We start from the raw sequence: 17,448 nt of genomic DNA, 5'->3' as shown, positions 1-17,448 counted from the left end.
GGGTACTTACTTCCGACGTTTGTTATCGTCCATAAATGACCAGGCGATAAAGCGGCTCTGCTTCTGGCCCTGCGCCATCTCTTTTTTCACCACTTTTACAGCGCCCGCTTCGGTCAGCGCGCGGTAGAGCGGCGGCAGGTTATCCCCTCGGGAAACCAGCGTCGTGAACCACTTCACCTGACGGCCAAACTGTTTGCTTTCCGCAATCATGCGCAGGATAAACGCAACTTCACCGCCCTCGCACCACAGCTCCTGCTGCTGACCGCCGAAGTTCAGCGCGGCGTCTTCCGCCTGACCGAGGTTGCGGCGTTTACGCTCGCTGCCCGCGCGGGCCGCTGCCGCCGAATCATGAAACGGCGGGTTGCACATCGTGGCGTCATAGCTTTCATTTTTGTGAATAATGCCGTTGAAGATAGCTGCAGCATCTTTCTGACGACGCAGACGAATAGCGCGGCTCAGGCCGGAATTGGCGCTGACGATCGCCTGCGCGCTGGCAAAGGCCTCGGCCCCGATTTCGCTCCCGGTAAAGCGCCAGTGATACTCATGCACGCCAATCAGCGGGTAAATCAGGTTTGCCCCGGTACCAATATCCAGGATGGAAGCCTGCTGCGGGATCGCGCCGTCACGGTCTTCGGCGAGAAGATCGGCAAGGTGATGAACGTAATCAGCGCGGCCCGGAACGGGAGGACAGAGAAAGCCTTCCGGGATATCCCAGTGCGCCACACCGTAAAAATGCGCCAGCAGCGCTTTGTTCAGCGTTTTCACCGCCTGCGGGTCGGCAAAGTTGACAGACGGCTCACCCGCTGGGGTCTGGACAATGTAGTCCTGCAGCGCAGGGCAGCTTTGGCACAGGGCGTTCATGTCGTAGCGACTGCGGTGGCGGTTTCGTGGGTGCAATCCCGGCTTTTGGGAAGTCATGGCATTCTCCTTTAAACAGCGGCGTAAGATACCCTGTGCTGGCCCAACGGTAAATCTTTCTCTGCGGCGCTTAAAAAAACACCGTAAATCAAACACCTCTACGTCTATGATCTGTCAGTGAATTGTCAGCTTTTATCGTTCAAAAAATAAGCAGATCATCATCAAATATTTGCGCTAAGTCACACTCGTCAGGCTTCTAAACTTAGAGGGAATCACCTGTTGTTTCCTCATGAGGATGTGATTATGAAAAAGTACCTGACCCTTGCTGTTATCGCCGGCGTCCTGGCGACCGCTTCATTTTCTGCAATGGCCGTCCAGTCGCTGACCGAGAGTAACGATACCAGCCAGCTGCGTCCGGCGGGCACCGTCTCGGTAAGCCGCGCAAGTAATCTGGACGATCTGCAAAATAAACTGGCCGAGAAAGCCCGCCAGGAAGGTGCCAAAGGCTTCGTGGTTAACTCCGCAGGCGGAGATAACCATATGTACGGCACTGCGACCATCTATAAATAATTTCCCTCTCTATAAAACTGCATCTGCCTGCCGGATGCAGTTCGCTTCCCCCTTCACCTTGATTGTTCATTTTTTAACCCCATATTCAAAGCAGGGTATAAACCAATTTCAGGAGGATGCTATGGCTTCCGGCTGGGCGAATGACGACGCCGTTAACGAACAGATCAACAGTACGATTGAAGATGCAGTTGCGCGCGCTCGCGGTGAGATTCCGCGCGGTGAAAGTTTAAAGGAGTGCGAAGAGTGCGGAGAGCCGATTCCGGAGGCGCGGCGTAAAGCCATCCCCGGCGTAAGGTTATGCATCACCTGCCAGCAGGATAAAGATTCAAAAAATGCTTCACATCCAGGTTATAATCGCAGAGGATCGAAAGACAGCCAGCTACGTTGACTTTCCTTTACCTAAGTTAACCGCGAGGGAACCTACCTTTACGCTCACGAAATTTAGCGAACCGCGTAGCAAAATGTGCCCTTCACCTCTCTTCTGTAAAGCGCACCAACAAGAAGTGTAAAGCGCAACTTCGATTTAATTAATAATCAATAAGTTATTTGTCATTCAATTTTTTTGATTGAACACGTCAATTCTCTTCGATTTTATCTCACCGAAAAAAACGTGATACTTATCACATCGACGGAACATCGTCCCCTTAACAGAAAACACCTGCGAGAGATTAATTATGAAAACCATTAAATATGCTGTAGCTGCTGTTGCCCTGTCCGCTCTGTCTTTTGGCGCATTCGCCGTAGAGCCAGTTTCATCCACTCAGGCTCAGAGCATGAATAAAATCGGTGTGGTGAGTGCAGAAGGCGCAACCACGCTGGACGGTCTGGAAGCCAAGCTGGCCGAGAAAGCGGCGGCTGCCGGTGCAAGCGGATATACCATCACCTCCGCTAACACCAATAACAAACTGAGCGGTACTGCGGTTATCTACAAATAATCGCCTGAATGAATGCTGTACCCTCGCCAAACCCTCTGGTGAGCTGCTCCAACCCTCATTGACCCTGTTGTTACCCTTGTTTGCCCGTCCGCCACTGGACGGGCTTTTTTTTGCCTAAAACGCCGCTTCAACGCGTTTCAGACCGGCCTCGACCGTGTCAGCTTCCCCGGTTGCCAGCAGGCAGCAGGCCATCTGCAGCTTAATAGCATGCGGCACAGGCACATTTCCGGCAAGGCACTGTTCAATCCAGCGCGCGGTGGTGAGCGGATCTTTCGCCTCGGGGAGAATGACTCCCGTATTCTCTTCCCCACGCTCCAGAACCGCACGCGTACCGGCAGAATCGATCAGCATCAGCTGAGGGCAGCGCAGTGGATTGGCATAAACTTCACCTTCCGTGCCGTGCATCAGCAGCGCCCTGCCGCCAATCTCCTCAAAAAATGTCCCAACACGCCCCACGTATTCCGGGTGTGAGACGCTGGAAAGGCGCAATGCGGCGTCTTCAGCAAACGGCGTCGCCAGCTTCGCCAGGGTATGCGCGCTGTTACGCACGCCCATTCGCCAGCGCATATCAAGCTGCTTTTCCAGCGGCGGACACAGAGCACCAACGGGGATGTAAACCGGTTCATGACCCTCCAGCTTTGCCTGCGCCTGGCCCGCATGACGCGTGGGTTCAATCCCCAGCATGCCAAAAATGGTCTCCGTCAGCACGCGCGTCGGATCTTCGCTGACCCCGTGTACCACCACCGGGAACCCCAGCTTATGTAATAAGATCGCCAGCAGCGGGGTCAGGTTTGCCTGCTTGCGCGCGCCGTTATAGCTGGGGATTACGATCGGCATCGGTTTTGCCACCGGCGGCGTTAAGCGCAGCGTTTGCGCCTGCATCGCCTCGTAAAAGCCGCGCATCTCCGCTTCGCCCTCGCCTTTAATACGTAGCGCAATCAGGATGCCGCCCATTTCCAGGTCCGGTACCTCTCCATTGATCATACGGGTATACAGGGCGCGAGCGGTCTCATGGTCCAGATCGCGGGCGTGGTTTTTGCCCCGGCCTACCTCTTTGATAATCTTGCGATAATCCACGACATCTCTCCTGAAAATATCATCTTGTTAACAATATAGCCCCGTTGAACGTCTGGACGTTAGTTTTTTTCGACACAATCAACGTTTTGTTTTTATGGCGAAAAATGAAACTCAAGCATTATTTCAATTATTTGTGATTTCTGCAGAAGATTCTTAACGCATCAATATTTGTTTAAATAACCAGCGGAAAGTTATTAAGGGTCAACGGTGAAAACGTCCAGGCAACGCTATCACCAGAAACATATCAGGATTTGTTATGAACAAGGTTGCTTTAGGTTTAATTATCGCCGCAACGATAGGATGTTCTGCATCCGCATTTGCGACAACAAACGGTGAAGGTCAGATCAATTTCACCGGTGAAATTATCGATTCTGCTTGTCAGGTCGTGAATGGGTTGAGTAACCCATTAAATGTTCAGCTGGGCAAAGTGTCTAAAACGGTATTTACCGGCGCAGGCTCTACCAGCACATTGACGAAGTTTGATATTCAGTTAACGAACTGCCCGGAAACGGTCACCTCCGCTGCGATTAACTTCGGCGGTACGCCGGATGCGAATAACAACGCCACGCTGGCCTTAACGCCAGATACCGATGCAGCTACAGGTGTCGCTATTCAGCTGGTTGACGCGTCAGAGCAGCCGGTCACCCTGTATACACCGTCTCAGCAATATCCATTAGCCTCCGGCACGGCGGTTAACGATCTGGAGTTCGGCGCACGCTATATCCAAACCGGCGCTGCGATTACCGCAGGCCCTGCTAACTCTGTATCGACCTTCACCGTTATTTATAACTGATCTTATCAATCCTGAGATATTAATGCTTTTGCGGGCATTAATATCTCATCTATTTATTGAGAAATCTTTATGCGCCACGGTTATTTACTGAGCACTCTTTTACTGGTAGCCGCCACTGCACATGCAGGTGTCGTTATTAATGGCACCCGTCTGGTCTATCAGGGAGATAAAAAGGAATCATCTCTTGGTCTTTCAAATCCAGATGCGACGGATTATCTGGTGCAGTCCTGGGTTGATTCCGGCGGTAAAAACCTGGCCAAAGCCCCGTTCCTGATCACCCCGCCGCTTTTCCGTCTGGATGCGAAAGAAGATAACGTTCTGCGCGTGGTGCGTACGGGCGGAAATTTACCGGAAGACAGGGAATCCCTGTACTGGTTGAACATTAAAGCGATCCCTTCCTCAAAGCACGTTGAGGGGGTAAACACGCTGCAAATCGCCATTAACACCCGCATTAAATTGCTCTATCGCCCGTCCGCGGTAAAAGGCAGACCAGAAGATGTGGCCGATAAACTTGAATGGCGCCGCGAAGGTAACGATCTGGTCGTGAATAACCCAACGCCGTTCTATATGAATTTCCAGACCGTTACGTTGAATGGTCAGAAAATCACTAAAGCCACCTGGGCCGTCCCGAAAACGGAAACGCATTTTGCTTTACCTGGCAATGTCGGGGGCACGAACTTAACGTATTCCATTATTACTGATTACGGCAGCATCAGCCATACCTGGTCGAAATCCGTTCATTAATACTTCCCCGGTAATAAAATAATCATGTACAGCGATAAAAAGCCGTTCACCTGCCGATTTTCGTCATTGCTGGTCATTCTCTGTAGCCTGGCAATGGCGATCTTTGCGCAGCAGGTTATGGCTGATGATTATTTTAACCCGGCCCTGCTGGATATTGATAATCCCCAGCAGGGGAAAACCGATTTGTCCGTCTATGAAAAAGGCCCTGGCCAGGCGCCGGGTAAATATCAGGTCGCGGTATTTATCAATAACAATAAAATTGATACCCGCGATGTCACCTTCACTCTGCAAAAAGACGCTCAGGGTAACAGCACGCTGCAACCTTGCTTCACCCTGGACGATTTAAAAAGCCTCGGCATCAAAACGAAAAAATATCCGCAGCTGATGGCCAAAGGCCAGTGCGCCGATTTACACGCCATCCCTGCAGCATCCGCAACTTTCCGCGTTCGTAACCAGCAGCTGCTGCTGAGCATTCCCCAGTCGGCGCTCGGTCAGGTACCTCGCGGTTACATTGACCCAAAAGAATTTGACGAAGGGATCAACGCAGGCTTGCTTAACTACAGCGCCAATGCCAGCCAAAGCCATGCGCGCCAGCAGGGTGAACAGGATAACAGCAGCCAGTACGTTAACCTGCGTCCTGGCTTGAACATTGGCGCGTGGCGCGTTCGCAACTATTCCACCTGGAATCGCAGTACCACGGGTAAGGAGGAGGAACAGAAATTCACCTCCGTTTATACCTACGCGCAGCGCGATATTGTGGCGATGAAAAGCGACCTCACCGTCGGCCAGAGTTCCTCCCCATCCGACGTGTTTGACAGCGTCCCCTACACCGGCGTGGAGTTGAAATCCGACAACGACATGCTGCCGGACAGTGAAAAAGGCTACGCCCCCATTATTCGCGGCACCGCCCACAGTAACGCGCTGGTAGTGGTACGCCAGAACGGATACATCATTTATCAGAACACGGTCGCACCGGGCGCGTTCGAAATTAACGATCTCTACCCCACCGGCAGCAGCGGCGATCTTCAGGTCACCGTGAAAGAGACCGACGGCAGCGAAAGCCATTTCGTCGTGCCGTTTGCCTCCGTGCCGGTATTGCAGCGTGAAAAAAACCTGCGCTACAGCGTGACCGCCGGACGCTATCGTTCTTATGACAAAGACGTGGAGAAGACCCCGTTTGCCCAGGGCAGCGCCATCTACGGTTTACCCTACGGCTTTACCGCCTACGGCGGCGTGCAGCAGAGTAGCCATTATCAGTCTCAGGCGGCTGGCGTCGGGAAAAACATGGGCGATTTAGGGGCGTTCTCCATTGACGTCACCCGCGCCAAAGCCCTGTTGAAAAAACAGCAGGCCAGCAAAGGCCAGTCGTGGCGCGTGCGCTACAGCAAAGATATCGCCCGCTCGGGCACCAACTTCTCGCTGGCCGGCTACCGCTACAACAGCAAAGGGTTTTACACCCTCGAAGACACCATGGAGTCGTATACCCGCTCTGACGACTGGTCTGCACCGCAGCAGCGCCGCGCCCGAACCGAAGCCACCATCGACCAGACGCTGCCGGAAGGCTGGGGATCCGTCACCCTGAGCATGGTGAAAGAAACGTACTGGAGCCAGAGCCAGAACATGACCTCCATGAGTGTCAGCTACAACAACAGCTGGCACGGCGTGAGCTACAGCCTCAGCTACAGCATGAATAAAAACACCAGCGACAGCGATGAAGACGGTAATGAGGTAACGAACGACAATCAGTTCTCGCTGAGCGTCTCCGTGCCGCTGGACCACTGGATGCATAACACCTGGGCCACCTACAACCTGAACAACACCAAAGACGGCACGACGCAGAACATCGGCCTGAACGGCACGGCGCTGAAGGAAGACAACCTTAACTGGAACATTCAGGAAGGGTTGAGCAGCACCGGCAGCGGTAACTCCGCCAGCGTCAATGCCGACTACAAAGCGACCTATGGTGAAGTGAGCGCGGGGGTCAGTCAGGACAAATATCAGCAGACCGTGAACGTCGGTTTGCAGGGCGGCGTCATTGCCCATGCTAACGGGGTAACCCTGAGCCAGCCGCTCGGTGAGACCATCGCGCTGGTGAAAGCGCCGGGCACGCACGGAACCCATATCACTAACCAGACGGGCGTTGAGACCGACTTCCGCGGCTACACCGTCGTGCCGTTTGTTACCGCGTATCGCCATAACACCATCGCGCTGGATACCGAAACGCTGCCGGACAACGCCGACGTCACCCACGCGGCGCAGATCGTGACCCCAACCCGCGGGGCCGTGGTGCGCGCCAGCTTTAATACCCGCGTGGGTAACCGCGTCCTGATGACGTTGACACAAAACGGTAAACCGCTGCCCTTCGGTGCAACGGTAACCACGGACGATAAGGACAGCGAATTTATTGTCGGTAACGACGGGCAGACCTATCTCTCAGGTCTGCCACAGCAAGGGCATCTCAACGTTTCCTGGGGACAGGAGGCGAGCGAGCACTGCGTCGCTGACTATGCGCTAACGGATGAGAAAGAGAAAACCAGCATCATTAACGCTGCCGCGCAGTGTCACTGATCCACCGTTCAGGCTAACGACTATGCAACTGATTAAACAATGCTTTTTCTTACTGGTTCTGGGAACCGCCGCGTTATTTATGCCACATGCGAAGGCGACCTGTTCCACACCGGATATGCCGAAGATGATTAACGTCGCCTCGATTATGGTTCCCACTACCCTGGCTGTAGGTGACACCATTCCGGGTTCGGAACAGACGGTCCACGTGGCGGGGAAATGCGATCACCCTTACGAGAGCGGTATGGAGATCATCTCCTGCTACTACGGAAGTGGTTCAGAAATTCCCGGCTTGACTGGCGTTTATGATTCGGGCGTACCCGGCGTAGGCGTGGCGCTGATGAATGACAAAGGTCAGCGCATCACGGGTGGGGGCCTGGCTGCCTGCGATTCCCGCAGTACGCCGATTGGCTATGTATCGAATGACGGCATGATGAGCTTTGATTTCAACGTGACCCTTCAGCTCGTAAAAACCAGCAATTCGGTGCAGTCCGGTACGCTGCAGCAGGCGCAGACTAAGTTTGGTACTGGTGTGTATGGCAATGACGGTATCGGAAGTCCCAACATTATCTCCTACGCCGGTAACGTCAATTTCCAGAACGTCACCTGCTCCGTCCTGCCGAAAAACCTGACGGTCAATCTGGGGGACTTCCCGGTCAGCGATTTCGTCAGCGTGGGGATGCTCTCTTCACCGGCACAAAACTTTGACGTTACGGTGAACTGCAACAGCACCGTACAACCTGAGGTGAAAATAACCAGCGCAAACGGCTATGAAACGGCGTTTGAAGGGGTGCTGAAACTCACGCAGCAGCCCGGCGCGGCAACAGGCGTCGGCGTAAGAATGCTGTTCGACGACAATATCGCCACCTTTGATACCTACGTTAACACCCGAAGCGAAGCCATCGCCAACGAAACGCTGACCATACCGTTTGAGGTGCGCTACGAGCAGGTCAGCGACGTGGTCACCCCCGGCCCGGCCAATACCGTTGCCACCATCACGCTTGCCTATAAGTGACCGACATGAAAAAGACAATCGCACTTCTGGCGCTGGGGCTGATCGCCCAGGCGCACGCCGACGATATTCAGATCCAGATGACGGGCAACATTTACGCCAATACCTGCATCATCGACAGCGCCAGCCGCAACCTGACGGTGGATTTAGGCCAGGCAGTATCCGGCGATTTTAAAGACGTGGGCGATACCGGCGAGTGGAAAGATTTTTCCCTTTCAGTGTCACATTGCCCGGCCACGCTCGCCCTTGCCACGGCCTATTTCTACGGCCAGGCCGACAGCGCGCACCCGACTAAGTTCGCCAATATCGGCAGCGCAAAAGGGCTGGCGCTGGAGCTGGCAGACCGTCAGGACAAAATCCTGATTGCCCCGCAGGCGGCCTTTAACGCCGTCATTAATCCAGGTGACCACACGGCCACGTTTCCGTTGTCCGCACGCTATTACGCCACCGCCATACCCGTCACGGCCGGCACGTTCAGCAGCGTAGTGCAGGTGACATTCACTTACCAGTAGGACCGCGCCTCTTAGCACGGATGCTTTTACCACGCCCGGCGGCCAGTTTTGCCGGGCGTTTTTTTACCTCCGGCACCTCCGGCTGTTCGATCGGGAAAACAGGCAGCGCGTTCAGCAAACGCTGGCCGTAGCTTTTGGTGAGCAGACGCTTGTCATAAATCACCACCTCGCCCCAGCAGCCGTGGCTACGAATAAGACGCCCCACCTGCTGAATCAGGTTAAACGACGCCGCAGGCAGGCTCTGCACCTCAAACGGATAGCGGTTAAGACTCTTCAGCCACTCCCCCTCGGTGATCACCACCGGGCTGTCGATGGGCGGAAAGGCAATTTTATGGATGTGCACCTGCGTCAGGTAGTCCCCTTTCAGATCCAGACCTTCGGCAAACGACTGTAGCCCCACCAGCACGCTGCGCTCGCCGTTATCAATACGCTTGCGGTGGGTTTCCACCAGCCGATAGCGCGGCTGATCGCCCTGTACCAGCAGAAGTAAACGCAGATCGGTGACGTGTTCGAGGAAGCGCTGCATCGCCCGCCCGCTGGCAAACAGCACCAGCATGCCGGGGTACTTTTTACTCTCGACCTGTTCGCGGAAGTAGGCCGCCATCTCCGCAATGTGCTGCTCTTCGTTGTCGATAAGCGGCTCGAATTTCATGCGCGGAATCACCAGCTTGCCCTGCTCGCAGTGGTTAAAGGGCGAGTCCAGCGCCACAAAACGGTCGCCCGCTTTCTCCTTCAGGCCGCTCATCTCCTGCAGCCTTGAGAAGCTGTTCAGGGAGCGCAGGGTTGCGGAGGTGACAACCACGTGCGGCACGCTGCGCCAGATCAGCTTTTCCAGCTGATCGGCCACGCGAATGCCCACGCAGTGGAAAAAGAGGTGGACCTGCCCATCCCGCACTTCGCGGGTGGCCCATTTGGTGACCGGCGCCCCCGACGCCTGAGCCATCGAAGCCAGACGCCAGAGCTTGCTCTGCGCCTCAAACATCCCCAGCGCGCGGTTCATCTGCAGCAGAATGCGGTGCAGGCGCACCACGTCGTGCGAGCCGGTTTTCTCGCTCAGATCGTTTAAGAACATCTCCGCCAGCCCGCGCAGCTTTTCCAGATGCTTCGCCAGCTGCTGGCAGATCTCCATCACCTCTTCCGGTAGTTCCCCCATCGCAAAGCGGTGTTCGGCTTCCTGGGCGGCAGGAAGATAGAGGTTCAGGATGTTGTTCAGGGACGAAATGAGGCTATAAACCTCTTCACAGTGCTCGCTCAGCCGCTCCGGGACCGCCAGCGGCGGCGTGGTTTTCGGGCGGAACTGCTCCATGCAGGTCGCCACCAGCTTGCAGAAGAGATCGAGCTGCAGGCGGAACCAGGGCGCCGTAATTTCAGCGCTCATTTCCAGCGCGTCCCGCGCCACGTCCGGCAGATGGTGACCTTCGTCGAGCACCAGCAGCAGGTTTTTGGGTTCCGGCAGCACCGCTTCACTCTCGAGCGCCGCCATCACCAGCGCATGGTTGGCGACAACCACCTCCGCCTCCTGGATCTCGCGCCGGGCGACAAAGAACGGGCACTCGCGGTAGTAGTGACAGTTGCGGTTCAGGCAGCTTGCTTTATCGGTGCTGAGCCTGCGCCATAAGTCGTCGCTAATCGCCAGGCTGGTGTGATCCCGCAGGCCGTCCCACTTATAGCCGTCGAGCTCGGTTTTCAGCTTTGCACACTGCTCCTGCTCCGCCTTATTGTTTGGCGTCAGCTCGTCATCCAGAAACGCGAGCAGATCCTGTTGATTCGGCTCGCTGCTGGCAAGCGCCGCCAGGTTACGCGGACACACGTAACGCCCGCGCCCAAAGGCTGCCGTAAACCGCAGATCGGGGATGATTTTGCGCAGCAGCGGTAAATCTTTGCTGAAGATCTGATCCTGCAGCGCCACGTTGGCGGTGCTGACCACCAGCGTTTTGTCCTCTTCCCGCGCAATCGCGATGCCGGGAATCAGATATGACAAGGTTTTCCCGACGCCGGTCGGGGCTTCAATCGCCAGATGTCGCCCGTCGTCCCCGGCGAGCGTTTTTGCCACGTCGGCAATCATCTGCCGCTGCGGCGCTCGGGGGATAAAATCGGGGATCTGCTGCTGTAGCGCCTTATACCATGCGCCAATTTGCGCTTTCAGCGCCGCGGTTAAAGCCATTGGAAAACCTGAAATACTGTATAAACAGCCACTATTGTGGCACTTTCTCTTCTCTGCCGCAAAAAGAAAAGCCCGGCTTTACGACCGGGCTTCCAGATTACTGCGGGTTAGCAGGCTTGCGCGGGCGGCGTCGGCGCTGCCCTTCCCCTGCCGGCTTGCCTTCGCCGCTGCGCCACGGGCTTTCACCCGCCGGCTTGCCGTCGCTGTTGCGACGAGGCGGTTTGCCCGATGATTTTGGCGCGCCGCCTTCTGAACGACGCGGCTGCTGACCGCGACCGCCGCCGCCCTGACCGCGACCGCCACCCTGACGACCGTTCTGAATCGGCTCGGCTTTGATGGACGGGTCCACTTCGTAACCCGGGGTTTCAATGCGCGGGATCTCTTTCTTCAGCAGACGTTCGATGTCACGCAGCAGCTTGTGCTCGTCCACGCAGACCAGAGAGAGCGCCTCACCGGTTGCCGCCGCACGACCGGTACGGCCGATACGGTGCACGTAGTCTTCCGGGACGTTCGGCAGCTCGTAGTTCACCACGTGCGGCAGCTCTTCAATATCGAGGCCACGGGCAGCGATGTCGGTCGCCACCAGCACGCGGATGTCGCCAGACTTGAAGTCCGCCAGCGCACGGGTACGCGCGCCCTGGCTCTTGTTACCGTGAATGGCGGCGCTGCGGATGCCGTCTTTATTCAGCTGTTCCGCCAGGTGGTTAGCGCCGTGCTTGGTGCGGGTAAAGACCAGCACCTGCTGCCAGTTACCCTGGCCGATCATCTGGGAGAGCAGTTCGCGCTTGCGCTTTTTATCCACAAAGTGCACGTGCTGCGTCACCTGCTCGGAGGCGGTGTTGCGGCGCGCCACTTCCACTTCGAGTGGGTTATGCAGCAGCTTTTCCGCCAGCGCCTTGATCTCGTCGGAGAAGGTCGCGGAAAAAAGCAGGTTCTGGCGACGCGGGGGCAGCTTAGCCAGCACGCGGCGAATGTCGTGGATAAAGCCCATGTCGAGCATGCGGTCGGCTTCGTCCAGCACCAGAATTTCGATGTTATCCAGCTTCACCGCGTTCTGGTGTTCCAGATCCAGCAGGCGGCCCGGCGTTGCCACCAGAACGTCCACGCCGCCGCGCAGTTTCATCATCTGCGGGTTAATGCTCACGCCACCGAAAACCACCAGCGAGCGAATGTTGAGGTAGCGGCTGTACTCACGCACGTTCTCACCAATCTGCGCCGCCAGCTCGCGGGTTGGGGTGAGGATCAGCGCACGCACCGGACGACGGCCTTTGGCGTGCGGCTGGTTTTTTACCAGCAGCTCTAACAGCGGCAGCGTAAAGCCCGCGGTTTTACCGGTGCCGGTCTGGGCGCTGGCCATCAGGTCACGGCCCTGAAGCACTGCGGGGATCGCCTGCTGCTGGATTGGGGTTGGCTCAACGTAGCCCTGCTCTGCGATGGCGCGCAGAATTTCCGGGTTCAGGCCAAGGGAATCAAAAGACATAAAAACTCCGAACCGCCCCGACCATCACAGGTGTAGTTTTCAGGGAGATATAACAATTAGGAGGACAAAAACCACAATGTCGCGAAGGGGCGGAGTGTAGCAGCTTTTGTGACGTGGCGCATAAAATATCCCTCAGCATTCCCTCGACGTAAGCGGGAATCAGGCATAATCTTAATCAATCGATTGATTAATTCTTAATGCCGCCATGAATACGACACCCACAACAACCAAAGGTGAACAGGCCAAAAATCAGCTTATCGCCGCCGCGCTGGCGCAGTTTGGCGAGTATGGTCTGCATGCCACCACGCGGGATATCGCAGCCCAGGCCGGACAAAACATTGCGGCCATTCCCTACTATTTTGGCTCAAAAGAGGATTTATATCTCGCCTGCGCCGAGTGGATCGCCGATTTTATCGGCGCGCAGTTTCACCCGCACGTTGAGGAAGCCACCGCGCTGCTCAGCCAGCCGTCACCCGATCGCGCCGCCGTTCGCCAGCTTATTCTCAAAGCCTGCCATAATATGATTCGCCTGCTGACGCACGACGATACGCTCAACCTGAGCAAGTTTATTTCCCGGGAACAGCTCTCCCCGACTGCCGCCTACCAGCGGGTACACGATCGGGTAATTGCCCCGATGCATACCCACCTGACCCGGCTGATCGCCGCGTATACCGGGCGGGACGCCAGCGATACCGACACTATTTTGCATACCCACGCCCTGCTGGGTGAAATTCTCGCCTTCCGTCTGGGGCGGGAAACCATCCTGTTACGCACCGGCTGGACACAATTCGATGAGGATAAAGCCGCGCAGATTAGCCAGGTTATCGCCTGTCATCTCGATCTGATCCTGCAAGGCTTAACGCAAAGGAGCCTGAAGTCATGAAAAAACCTGTCGCCATCATTCTGGTGGTTGTTGTTTTGCTTGCCGCGGGAATCGGTGGCTGGCTGTGGTATCAGAGCCAGCAGGATCGGGGCCTGACGCTGTACGGTAACGTGGATATTCGTACTGTGAATATGAGCTTCCGCGTTGGCGGACGTCTCGCCTCGCTGAGCGTTGACGAAGGCGATGCCATCAAAGCCGGTCAGACGCTGGGCGCGCTGGATAAAGCCCCTTTTGAGAACGCGCTGATGCAGGCCAAAGCTGGCGTTTCCGTCGCGCAGGCGCAGTATGACCTGATGCTGGCAGGCTATCGCGATGAAGAGATTGCCCAGGCTGCCGCCGCCGTTAAGCAGGCCAAAGCCGCGTACGACTATGCGCAGAACTTCTATAACCGCCAGCAGGGACTGTGGAAAAGCCGCACCATTTCCGCCAACGATCTGGAAAACGCGCGGTCATCCCGGGACCAGGCGCAGGCAACGCTGAAGTCCGCGCAGGATAAATTAAGCCAGTACCGCTCCGGTAACCGCGAGCAGGACATTGCCCAGGCGAAAGCCAGCCTTGAACAGGCGCAGGCCCAGCTGGCGCAGGCGGAACTGGATCTGCACGACACGACCTTAATCGCTCCCTCTGACGGCACGCTGATGACCCGCGCCGTGGAGCCGGGCAGCATGCTCAGCGCGGGCAGTACCGTCTTAACGCTCTCCCTGACCCGTCCGGTGTGGGTGCGCGCCTACATTGACGAGCCGAACCTCGGGCAGATGCAGCCGGGCCGCGAGCTGCTGCTCTATACCGACGGCCGCCCGGACAAGCCGTATCACGGCAAGGTGGGCTTTGTCTCCCCTACCGCCGAATTTACGCCGAAAACGGTGGAAACACCGGACCTGCGTACCGACCTGGTTTACCGCCTGCGCATCATCGTCACCGATGCGGACGACGCGCTGCGTCAGGGCATGCCTGTTACCGTGACCATAAACGACGGGGAACGACATGAATGATGCGGTTATCCAGCTCAACGGTCTGGTCAAACGCTTCGCGGGCATGGACAAGCCGGCGGTCGCGCCGCTGAACTGCACCATTCAGAAAGGCTACGTAACCGGGCTGGTCGGCCCGGACGGCGCGGGGAAAACCACGCTGATGCGGATGCTGGCGGGGTTGCTCAAGCCGGACGAAGGCTCGGCCAGCGTGCTTGGCCTGGACCCGATAAAAGACGACGGCGCGCTCCACGCCATGCTCGGCTATATGCCGCAGAAGTTTGGCCTGTATGAAGATCTGACGGTGATGGAAAACCTGAACCTGTACGCCGACCTGCGCAGCGTCACCGGTGAAACGCGGCAGAAAACCTTCGCCCGACTGCTGGAGTTTACCTCCCTCGGCCCGTTCACCGACCGGCTGGCGGGCAAGCTCTCCGGCGGGATGAAGCAGAAGCTGGGTCTGGCCTGCACGCTGGTGGGCGAGCCGAAGGTGCTGCTGCTGGATGAGCCCGGCGTCGGCGTGGACCCGATTTCCCGCCGCGAGCTGTGGCAGATGGTGCACGAGCTGGCGGGCGACGGGATGCTGATCCTCTGGAGTACCTCCTACCTCGACGAAGCGGAACAGTGTCGGGACGTGCTGCTGATGAACGAGGGTGAACTGCTCTATCAGGGCGAACCAACCGAACTGACGCAAACCATGGCCGGGCGCAGCTTCCTGCTGCACAGCCCGCAGGAGTCGAACCGCAGGCTGCTCCAGCGGGTGCTGAAGCTGCCGCAGGTCAGCGACGGGATGATTCAGGGCCGCTCGGTGCGCGCGATCCTCAAAAAAGAGGCTACCGTCGACGATATTCGCCATGCGCCAGGCATGCCTGAGATCGACATGACGGAAACCGCACCGCGCTTTGAAGATGCGTTTATCGACCTGCTGGGCGGTGCGGGCGCGTCGGAATCCCCCCTTGGCGCGATCCTGCACACGGTGGAAGGCACGCCGGGCGAAACGGTGATAGAAGCGAAATCCCTCACCAAAAAATTCGGGGACTTCGCCGCTACCGACAACGTCAATTTTGCCGTGAAGCGCGGCGAGATTTTTGGCCTGCTGGGGCCGAACGGCGCGGGAAAATCCACCACCTTTAAGATGATGTGCGGCCTGCTGGTGCCGACGTCCGGCAAGGCGCTGGTGCTGGATATGGACCTTAAGGTCAGCTCCGGCAAGGCACGTCAGCACCTCGGCTACATGGCGCAGAAGTTCTCGCTGTACGGCAACCTGACGGTCGAGCAGAATTTGCGCTTTTTCTCCGGCGTGTACGGCCTGCGCGGGCGGGCGCAGAATGAAAAAATCCGCCGCATGAGCGACGCCTTTGGGTTAACGAATATTGCTTCCCATGCCACCGACGAATTGCCGCTCGGCTTTAAGCAGCGGCTGGCGCTGGCCTGCTCGCTGATGCACGAACCCGATATTCTTTTCCTGGATGAGCCGACCTCCGGCGTTGACCCCCTCACCCGCCGCGAGTTCTGGCTGCACATCAACAGCATGGTGGAAAAAGGGGTGACCGTGATGGTGACCACCCACTTTATGGACGAGGCGGAGTACTGCGACCGTATCGGGCTGGTCTATCGCGGCAAGCTGATCGCCCACGGCACGCCAGACGACCTGAAGGAGCAGGCCGCTGACGAAGAACAGCCAGACCCGACTATGGAGCAGGCGTTTATTACCCTCATCCACGACTGGGACAAGGAGAATGCCCATGCGCAGTAGTGCTATATCCTGGCGCCGGGTGCGCGCGCTGTGTATTAAAGAGACGCGGCAGATCGTGCGCGATCCCAGCAGCTGGCTGATTGCGGTGGTGATCCCCCTGCTGCTGCTGTTTATCTTTGGCTACGGCATTAACCTCGACTCCAGCAAGCTGCGGGTCGGGATTTTGCTGGAGCAGCAGAGCGAAGAGGCGCTGGACTTTACCCACGCCATGACCGGCTCGCCCTATATCGACGCCACCGTCAGCGACAACCGGCAGGAGCTGATCCAGAAAATGCAGGCCGGGAAAATTCGCGGCCTGATCGTCATCCCGGTGGATTTCGCCGCCAATATGGCTCGGGCGAATACCAATGCACCGATCCAGGTGATTACCGACGGCAGCGAGCCGAATACCGCCAACTTCGTACAGGGCTACGCGGAGGGGATCTGGCAGCTCTGGCAGATGCAGCGCGCGGAAGACCGGGGCGAGACGTTTGAACCGCTTATCGACGTGCAGACGCGCTACTGGTTTAACCCCGCCGCCATCAGCCAGCACTTTATTATTCCGGGTGCGGTGACCATCATCATGACGGTGATCGGCGCAATCCTCACCTCGCTTGTGATCGCCCGCGAGTGGGAGCGCGGCACCATGGAGGCGTTGCTCTCCACCGAGGTGACCCGGGTCGAGCTGCTGCTGTGCAAGCTTATCCCCTACTACTTCCTCGGCATGCTGGCGATGCTGCTCTGCATGCTTGTGGCAGTCTTTATCCTCGGCGTGCCGTACCGCGGCTCGCTGGTGGTGCTGTTCTTTATCACCAGCCTGTTTTTACTCAGCACGCTGGGGATGGGGCTGCTCATCTCCACCATCACCCGCAACCAGTTTAACGCCGCGCAGGTGGCGCTGAACGCCGCTTTCCTGCCGTCGATAATGCTCTCCGGGTTTATCTTCCAGATAGACAGCATGCCGGCGGTGATCCGCGCCGTGACTTACATTATTCCGGCGCGCTACTTCGTGAGCACGCTGCAGAGCCTGTTCCTGGCGGGGAATATTCCGGTGGTGCTGATCGTCAACACCCTGTTTCTGATGGCGTCGGCGGTGATGTTTATCGGGTTGACGTGGATGAAAACCAAACGGCGACTGGATTAAGGAGCGCA

Annotated in this window: 16 protein-coding genes; 12 read left to right on the top strand and 4 right to left on the bottom strand. The window is 57.1% G+C overall.

Annotated features, from left to right (window positions below):
* Positions 1-6: 6 nt before the first annotated feature.
* Positions 7-918, bottom strand: a complete 912-nt coding sequence (gene rlmF, locus AC4ICF_RS07330; RefSeq protein WP_163330783.1) for a 23S rRNA (adenine(1618)-N(6))-methyltransferase RlmF — start codon at positions 916-918, stop codon at positions 7-9.
* Positions 919-1,161: 243 nt separating this feature from the next.
* On the opposite strand from rlmF, the gene mcbA reads away from it, so the two are divergent.
* The 3 genes from mcbA (at position 1,162) to ybiJ (ending at position 2,363) form a co-directional block, all read left to right on the top strand.
* A complete protein-coding gene (gene mcbA, locus AC4ICF_RS07325) occupies positions 1,162-1,428 on the top strand; it encodes a DUF1471 family periplasmic protein McbA (protein WP_163330782.1) in 267 nt (88 codons plus the stop codon).
* 121 nt (positions 1,429-1,549) lie between these two features.
* Positions 1,550-1,816, top strand: a complete 267-nt coding sequence (locus AC4ICF_RS07320) for a DksA/TraR family C4-type zinc finger protein (protein ID WP_116343387.1) — start codon at positions 1,550-1,552, stop codon at positions 1,814-1,816.
* A 286-nt stretch (positions 1,817-2,102) separates the two neighbouring features.
* Positions 2,103-2,363, top strand: a complete 261-nt coding sequence (gene ybiJ / locus AC4ICF_RS07315; RefSeq protein ID WP_014883102.1) for a DUF1471 family protein YbiJ — start codon at positions 2,103-2,105, stop codon at positions 2,361-2,363.
* 114 nt (positions 2,364-2,477) lie between these two features.
* Here ybiJ and ybiB read toward each other — a convergent pair whose 3' ends face one another.
* Positions 2,478-3,440, bottom strand: a complete 963-nt coding sequence (gene ybiB / locus AC4ICF_RS07310) for a DNA-binding protein YbiB (RefSeq protein ID WP_316379986.1) — start codon at positions 3,438-3,440, stop codon at positions 2,478-2,480.
* 256 nt (positions 3,441-3,696) lie between these two features.
* Here ybiB and AC4ICF_RS07305 point away from each other — a divergent pair, with 256 nt between their 5' ends.
* The 5 genes from AC4ICF_RS07305 to AC4ICF_RS07285 all read left to right on the top strand — a co-directional run bounded on the left by AC4ICF_RS07305 (position 3,697) and on the right by AC4ICF_RS07285 (position 9,066).
* The gene (locus tag AC4ICF_RS07305) at positions 3,697-4,233 is read left to right on the top strand and encodes a fimbrial protein (protein ID WP_061098798.1); all 537 of its coding nucleotides are present in this window, start codon (positions 3,697-3,699) and stop codon (positions 4,231-4,233) included.
* A gap of 69 nt (positions 4,234-4,302) precedes the next feature.
* Entirely contained in the window at positions 4,303-4,977 is a 675-nt protein-coding gene (locus AC4ICF_RS07300) for a fimbrial biogenesis chaperone (protein WP_116343385.1), read from the top strand.
* A gap of 24 nt (positions 4,978-5,001) precedes the next feature.
* On the top strand, positions 5,002-7,545 hold the full coding sequence (locus AC4ICF_RS07295; protein WP_316379985.1) for a fimbria/pilus outer membrane usher protein: 2,544 nt from the start codon (positions 5,002-5,004) through the stop codon (positions 7,543-7,545).
* A 22-nt stretch (positions 7,546-7,567) separates the two neighbouring features.
* Positions 7,568-8,557 carry a fimbrial protein gene (locus AC4ICF_RS07290; protein ID WP_491466200.1) on the top strand — a complete coding sequence of 330 codons (990 nt, stop codon included), beginning with the start codon at positions 7,568-7,570 and terminating at the stop codon, positions 8,555-8,557.
* 5 nt (positions 8,558-8,562) lie between these two features.
* Complete coding sequence (locus tag AC4ICF_RS07285) at positions 8,563-9,066, top strand: fimbrial protein (RefSeq protein ID WP_116343424.1); 504 nt, start codon at positions 8,563-8,565, stop codon at positions 9,064-9,066.
* On the opposite strand, the gene dinG is transcribed toward AC4ICF_RS07285, so the two are convergent.
* Positions 9,053-11,230, bottom strand: a complete 2,178-nt coding sequence (dinG, locus tag AC4ICF_RS07280; RefSeq protein ID WP_316379984.1) for an ATP-dependent DNA helicase DinG — start codon at positions 11,228-11,230, stop codon at positions 9,053-9,055. The genes AC4ICF_RS07285 and dinG overlap by 14 nt on opposite strands.
* Before the next feature lie 97 nt (positions 11,231-11,327).
* A complete protein-coding gene (gene rhlE, locus AC4ICF_RS07275) occupies positions 11,328-12,710 on the bottom strand; it encodes an ATP-dependent RNA helicase RhlE (RefSeq protein ID WP_316379983.1) in 1,383 nt (460 codons plus the stop codon).
* 205 nt (positions 12,711-12,915) lie between these two features.
* Here rhlE and cecR point away from each other — a divergent pair, with 205 nt between their 5' ends.
* From cecR to AC4ICF_RS07255, 4 genes are read left to right on the top strand one after another with little or no spacing between them, the layout of a single operon-like run.
* Positions 12,916-13,593: a transcriptional regulator CecR gene (gene cecR / locus AC4ICF_RS07270; RefSeq protein ID WP_116343381.1), complete on the top strand. Its 678-nt coding sequence runs from the start codon at positions 12,916-12,918 to the stop codon at positions 13,591-13,593.
* Entirely contained in the window at positions 13,590-14,585 is a 996-nt protein-coding gene (gene hlyD, locus AC4ICF_RS07265; protein ID WP_163330775.1) for a secretion protein HlyD, read from the top strand. Before cecR ends, hlyD begins: the two co-directional genes overlap by 4 nt.
* Positions 14,578-16,317 carry an ATP-binding cassette domain-containing protein gene (locus AC4ICF_RS07260; RefSeq protein WP_316379982.1) on the top strand — a complete coding sequence of 580 codons (1,740 nt, stop codon included), beginning with the start codon at positions 14,578-14,580 and terminating at the stop codon, positions 16,315-16,317. Before hlyD ends, AC4ICF_RS07260 begins: the two co-directional genes overlap by 8 nt.
* Positions 16,307-17,440 (top strand): ABC transporter permease, encoded by a 1,134-nt coding sequence (locus AC4ICF_RS07255; protein WP_163330773.1) that lies wholly within the window; start codon positions 16,307-16,309, stop codon positions 17,438-17,440. The genes AC4ICF_RS07260 and AC4ICF_RS07255 overlap by 11 nt, the downstream gene beginning before the upstream one ends.
* Positions 17,441-17,448 lie beyond the last annotated feature (8 nt).

The organism is Enterobacter sp. ECC_219_Taxon_10 (assembly GCF_058354905.1).
This window is presented reverse-complemented; position numbering and strand designations above follow the sequence as displayed.